The organism is Lawsonibacter sp. (assembly GCF_022777125.1).
GTDB lineage: Bacteria > Bacillota > Clostridia > Oscillospirales > Oscillospiraceae > Lawsonibacter_A > Lawsonibacter_A hominis.
In genome coordinates this window covers 1-5,940 of the sequence record NZ_JALFGV010000130.1, presented here as the reverse complement: position 1 = coordinate 5,940, position 5,940 = coordinate 1, and the positions used below count along the sequence as shown (strand labels likewise).

Sequence of the window (5,940 nt, the reverse complement as noted above, 5' to 3'; positions counted from 1 at the left end):
TGGTCCTGAAGGCTGACGACGTTCAGAACGACGTGACCTACGCCATCGACCGCAACACCGTGGCCTTCTACTACACCGACAGCAAGAACTACGGCGTGGCGGTCGGCTGGCAGAACATGGGCAAGGTGGATGCCGCCAATGATCCCGCTGTCCAGGTCTACCCCGTGCTGCAGAAGAACGAAGCCAAGAAGCTGGCGCCCACCAAGCTGGCTGAGGTCATCCTCTTCAACGCCAACACCACCGCTTCCAGCCGCGACTACATGTTCGTCCTGAACCGCAACGCCTACACCGCTTCCGACAAGCTGTGGCTGAACGTGGTCTTCGAGGACGGCACCGCCAAGGAGATCGAGATCAAGGACGACGGCGGCTACAACTTTGACAACAAGGACAACAGCGCCTACAAGAAGGCCTATGCCTATGTTGCCAACAGCGACGGCACCTACAGCGTCGTGTCCAACAGCGTGCAGAACGCCCAGACCGCCAACCTGCTGAAGGTCGGCACCGTCAACGGCAATGTCTACTACGCTCTGCCCGACAGCGCCAAGGTGTGGGATGTCACCGACATGACTTCCGCCTCTGACGAGCCCGTGGCCGGCACCTTCACTTATGTGGACGTGAACGCCGTTATCATCCCCACCACCACCGACGGCAGCGTGATCCGTACCGCCTTCATCTGGGATAAGGATACCACTACCCCTGAGAAGCCCACTGATCCCGTGTACGGCTACACCAAGGTCAGCGAGCCCACTACGGGCACCCTGAATATCGACCATTATGCCGCCAGCCTGACTGCCCGCCAGGTTGCCGCTCTGGTGCGTGAGCATCTGAACGACAGCGACATTGATAAGGTCAATGTGCCCGCCGATATTAAGTCGGCTACCGTGGTCTACAAGGATGGCACCTCTATCACCTACAACCTCACCCTGACCCGCGTGTATGCGGTCGACCTGACCATCGTCAACAACAGCGGCAAGAGCGTCACTGTGAAGGTGGATGGCATGACCGTTTACAACGATGACGTTCTGTATCTGGCCAATGGCACTTACGGAGTCACCGTTGACGGCGGCCTGACGGTTACTCCCAATAGCATCACGGTTAACAACGTTGACCAGACCCCGACCCTTACGGTGACCCAGTAATTTCCCTTCGGGAAATTTCTGGTCAAACAAAAAACGGAACCCCGGGCTTTTGCCCGGGGTTCCGTTTTTGCCCTCACCGCAGGGCCAGATAGGTGTAGGTGGTGCTCCGGCGGTTGCCAATATAAACGTATGTGCTGTTGTAGGTCACCTGAAAGCCGGTGTCGGTAAAGCAGATGTAGTCATAGGTGAGCCCGTCCGCAGCCATACACATTTTATGGCTGGTCTCATCTTCCACCATGATCAGAAGCCTGGGGCGGAAGCCAAGCGAGATCTCCTGGGTCCCTCCGTTTCCTGTGAAGCTGCCGCATACAAAGCCGGACATCTGGTCCAGGGCGGCGTCGATCCTGGCCAGATCCTGATTGAAATCCTCCCGTAAAAAGCTGTCCTCCGGCTCCCACTGGTGGAGCCCGTAATGGGGTGTATACTGTGCCATTCGGCATCCCTCCTTCACCCCTGCCCGGTCCGGGCGGAAAAGAGGGACGTTATTATACAATTATTTCCAAAAATGAGGCTGCCGCTATGCCCCAATGCCCGTCCTGAGCCCCCCAAAGGGTCGTAAAAAACGGATCGCCCCCCAGAGCGCAGCGGGGGACGATCCGTTTTTTTTTCGTGTTCCATCCGATCCTCAGCGAACAGGAGGAGCCAGGCATAATCCTGTTTCTTGCTAAAAACCTTTAGGCAACACCGCACAATTCCCCACGCACGTCTTGGCGGCTAATTTGCCCCACAAATGCGTTGCAAAACTTTGCAATACACAAAGTATTCCTGCGGTTTTGCGCCTTTTTGCGGCACAAATTTTCGCGCCGATCCGCACGCGTTGAAGCATGCGGTAATGCCTTTAAAAGGCTTTTTAGCGCGGCGCCGTGCGCCGCAGCGCCTGCGGCGCGCAGGAAACGGATTGACAACATTCTTTGGCGGCTGCGCCGCCGGGCCGCTTGCAGCGGCCTCAATAAAACGATGGAATCGTTTTATTGAGAATTCATATCAGCCGCATTTGGAATAGCCGCAGTCCCGGCAGGTGACGCAGCCGCCCTCATGCTCCAGCTTGCTGCCGCATTCCGGGCAGAACTTTGCCAGTTTGGCCTCCGCAGGACTCATGCCGGGCCGGGGAATGGGCGCGGACGGCGTTTCGCTCATGGGGGCGGGGATGGGGTCGTGGCTCTGCTGAGAGACCTTGAGCACCTTCTCCAACGCCTTGGCAATGGCATCCGGGCAGGAGGTGACGGGTACGCCCTGCTGCCGCAGGCAGGAGGGACAGCGGATGCCCTTGAGCTGCTGGATGATCTCCTTGGGGTCCATGCCGGAACGAATGCCCACGCTCACCAGGCGGGCGGTGGCCTCGCTCTGGCTGGGGCAGCCGCCCGCGCGGCCGGTGTTGGTGAACACCTCGCAGATGCCCTTTTCGTCATAATTGACGGTGATATACAGGTTTCCGCAGCCGATGCGTACCTTTTCCGTAAAGCCGGTGGTTACGGCCGGACGCTGCCGGGGGAGGATGTGGCCGTATTCGTGGGCAGGGTCGGCAGAGGTCTGCCTTCCGTCGTTGACCTTGCCGATGTTGAGCACCTGTTCGCTGCGGCTGCCGTCCCGATAGATCGTGGTGCCTTTGCAGCCCAGGGTATAGGCCAGACGGTAGACCTCGGCCACCTCTTCCCTGGAAGCGGAATGGGGGAAGTTGACCGTCTTGCTCACTGCGTTGTCGGTGTACTGCTGGAACGCGGCCTGCATCTTTACGTGCCAGATGGGGGATACGTCATGGGCGCAGACGAAGACCCGGCGGATCTCTTCCGGAATGCCGTCCACGTGGGCCAGAGAACCCTGCTCCACGATCTGGCGCATCAGCGCGTCGGAATAGACGCCCGCCTCCAGAAGCTTATCCTTCAGGATCTGGTTGGTCTCAATGAGGTGGGTGTTGTCCATGACGTTGCGGATATAGGCGTAGGCGAACACCGGCTCCACGCCGCTGCTCACCCCCGCCAGGATGGACAGGGTGCCGGTGGGGGCGATGGTGGTGACCGTGGCGTTGCGCAGGGGCGCGCCGTCCTTATAGATGCTCTGGCTGAAGAGGGGGAAGGGGCCGCGCTGTTCGGCCAGCCGCCGGCTGGCCTGATGACCGACGGCATTTACCGTGTCCATGACCTCGCGGGCCAGGGCCACGCCCTCTTCGCTGTCATAAGGAACGCCCAGGTAGAGCAGCATATCCGCAAAGCCCATCACACCCAGGCCGATCTTCCGGGTGGCGCGGGTCGTCTCCCCGATTTGGGGCAGGGGGTATTGGTTGACCTCGATGACGTTATCCAGAAAGTGAACGGCGGTGCAAATGGTGCGCTCCAGCTTGTCCTGATCCAGCGTATAGCCCTCCGGAGTCCGTTTCAGGTGGTTGACCAGGTTGATGGAACCCAGGTTACAGCTTTCATAGGGCAGCAGGGGCTGCTCCCCGCAGGGATTGGTGGACTCGATCTCCCCCTGGGCCGGGACGGCGTTGTCCCGGTTGAGACGATCCAGGAAGAGGATGCCCGGCTCACCGGTCTGCCAGGCGGAGGTGACAATGGCGTCAAAGACCGACCGGGCCCGCAGCTGGCCGGTGGAGGAGCCCGTGGCCGGGTCCACCAGGTCGTACATCCCGTCCCGGCCCACCGCCTCCATAAAGGACTCGGTAATGCCGACCGAAATATTAAAGTTTGTGATCTCGGAGGTGTTGTTCTTACAGGTGATGAAATCCATAATATCCGGGTGGTCCACACGGAGGATGCCCATATTGGCCCCACGCCGGGTGCCGCCCTGTTTGACCGCCTCGGTGGCGGCGTTGAAGACCTTCATAAAAGACACCGGGCCGCTGGCCACGCCGCCGGTGGAATTCACCGTGGAGCCCTTGGGCCGCAGCCGGGAAAAGGAGAAGCCGGTGCCGCCGCCGGACTTATGGATGAGGGCGGCGTTTTTGATGGCGTCGAAAATGTCCTCCATGGAGTCTGCCACCGGCAGCACGAAACAGGCGGACAGCTGTCCCAACGGACGGCCCGCATTCATCAGCGTAGGGGAATTGGGCAGGAAATCCAGCTCGGTCATCATCCCGTAAAACGCACGGGCGGTGGCCGCCACATCGGCCTTGGGATCGAAGACGGCGTCGGCTGCGGCGACCGCATCGGCGACCCGGTGGAACAGGCCGTCCACCGTTTCAATCGGCTCGCCCGCTTCGTTTCGGGCCAGGTAGCGCCGCTCCAGCACGGCCTTGGCGTTCTCAGAAATAGGCATAAGACACTCTCCTCCGAACAACGGATCGTAATACTATATATTGTATCACGAACCAAAAATAAGTCAATATTTTGTTTCTTGCTCTAGGGAAGAAAACTTGATATAATAGAATGGACAAAGCAGCTGCTGCGCGCTGCGCTGCGCGGCATGCATCGGAGCGGATCATATCTTGTGAGGGAGGGGCGCGGATGTACGAGCCATGGCACAGCACGCGCTCAGACGAGACGGCGCGGCTGCTGCGCGGTCACTGCCAGCACTTTTCGCGGCTGGGCTGGGCGCTGTTTGCCCAGATGCTCTCCATGCTGTTGGCGCAGGCGGGGATCCTCCTGATCGTGGGCGTCTGTGCGCCCGGCCTGACGGGGAACAGCCTGTTTTTGTGGCTGCTCTGCGTCCTTTCCGTCTATGGGATCAGCGTTCCGGTATTTTGCCTGGTGATCCGCCCCGCGCCGGCCGCGCCGGGCCCGGTGCGGGGCGCGCCCTTGGGGCCGGTACGCTTTTTTCAGACGTACTGCATGTCTCTGGCGGCCCTGTACCTGGCCAACTATGCCACGCTGGCGCTTCTGTGGGTCGTCGGGCAGCTGCGGGGCGCGCCGGTGAGCAACCCGGTCGAGAGCATCCAGAATTACCCTGCGGCACTGAATCTGCTGCTGGGGTGCGTGATCGCGCCCGCGGCGGAAGAGCTGATGTTCCGGCGCCTGCTGCTGGACCGGCTGCGGCCCTATGGGGACCGGTTTGCCGTGTTCGCCTCGGCGCTGTGCTTCGGCCTGTTCCACGGAAACCTGAACCAGATGTTTTACGCCTTTGCCCTGGGGGTGATTTTTGCCTATGTGATGCTGCGGACCGGGCGGCTCTGGCAGACGGTGCTGCTCCACGCCCTGGTGAATGCCGTGTCCGTGGCCCTGGCGCCCCTGCTGGAGCGGGTGGGCGCCTGGGGCGATGCGGCGCTGGGCGTGTTCGTACTGACGGCGATTGTGCTGGGGGTGACCTTTTTCCTCGCCCGGCGCCGGGAGCTCTCCTTCGCCCCCGGCGGCTCCGGCTTCCCGGAGGCGCGCAAATGGAGGTTGTTTTTTGAAAATCCCGGCATGATCTGCTTCTGTCTCCTGGCGGGGCTGCTCACAGCGGCCTACCTGACGCTGGAGTGAGGCAGGAAGGCATGTGCAGACAGGCACCTGGATTTGGTTTGGACAAAAGGCTGCAGGACGGACAGGGCTCGTTTCCTGCCGAAAAGCTGCCCTGCCCGTCCTGAGTGTCCTTTTCCAGGCGCATCCCCCAGGGGCCCCTCCCTTGCCCCTGCGGGGCCATTCACCCTGTCACAAGGAGCGGCATATGCCTTACGGCATAGGGAAGGGCGGGAAGTCCGGAAATAGAACGGGCGTTCTACAAAACGTGCAATCCGTTGCGGCCCAATGGATTGCCAAATTTTAACTGCTGTGACGTACCGAAAAAGGAGGACAAAAATGGGGCACAAAAGAGGGAAGCTGGCCCGGTTTGAGGACGGAGTGAAGGCCATGAGCGCCCACGAGCGGGAGGCGCTGAGGCGGGCCATGCA

4 protein-coding genes are annotated in these 5,940 nt (G+C 60.7%); 2 read left to right on the top strand and 2 right to left on the bottom strand.

What is annotated here, in order from left to right:
- A partial coding sequence (locus MR825_RS10575) for a hypothetical protein (RefSeq protein ID WP_287880667.1) occupies window positions 1-1,139 on the top strand: 1,139 nt, incomplete at its 5' end.
- Window positions 1,140-1,212: 73 nt separating this feature from the next.
- Here the strand turns inward: MR825_RS10575 and MR825_RS10570 are convergent.
- The gene (locus tag MR825_RS10570) at window positions 1,213-1,572 is read right to left on the bottom strand and encodes a hypothetical protein (protein WP_256175984.1); all 360 of its coding nucleotides are present in this window, start codon (window positions 1,570-1,572) and stop codon (window positions 1,213-1,215) included.
- A 551-nt stretch (window positions 1,573-2,123) separates the two neighbouring features.
- Entirely contained in the window at window positions 2,124-4,391 is a 2,268-nt protein-coding gene (locus MR825_RS10565; RefSeq protein WP_256175983.1) for a vitamin B12-dependent ribonucleotide reductase, read from the bottom strand.
- 188 nt (window positions 4,392-4,579) lie between these two features.
- On the opposite strand from MR825_RS10565, the gene MR825_RS10560 reads away from it, so the two are divergent.
- Complete coding sequence (locus MR825_RS10560) at window positions 4,580-5,533, top strand: CPBP family intramembrane glutamic endopeptidase (RefSeq protein ID WP_186908463.1); 954 nt, start codon at window positions 4,580-4,582, stop codon at window positions 5,531-5,533.
- The last annotated feature ends 407 nt before the right edge of the window (window positions 5,534-5,940 follow it).

Excerpts from the sequence above, each read along its gene's own strand:
- MR825_RS10560 (WP_186908463.1), top strand. The coding sequence starts at position 4,580 with ATGTACGAGCCATGGCACAGCACGCGCTCAGACGAGACGGCGCGGCTG.
- MR825_RS10565 (WP_256175983.1), bottom strand. The coding sequence starts at position 4,391 with ATGCCTATTTCTGAGAACGCCAAGGCCGTGCTGGAGCGGCGCTACCTG.
- MR825_RS10570 (WP_256175984.1), bottom strand. The coding sequence starts at position 1,572 with ATGGCACAGTATACACCCCATTACGGGCTCCACCAGTGGGAGCCGGAG.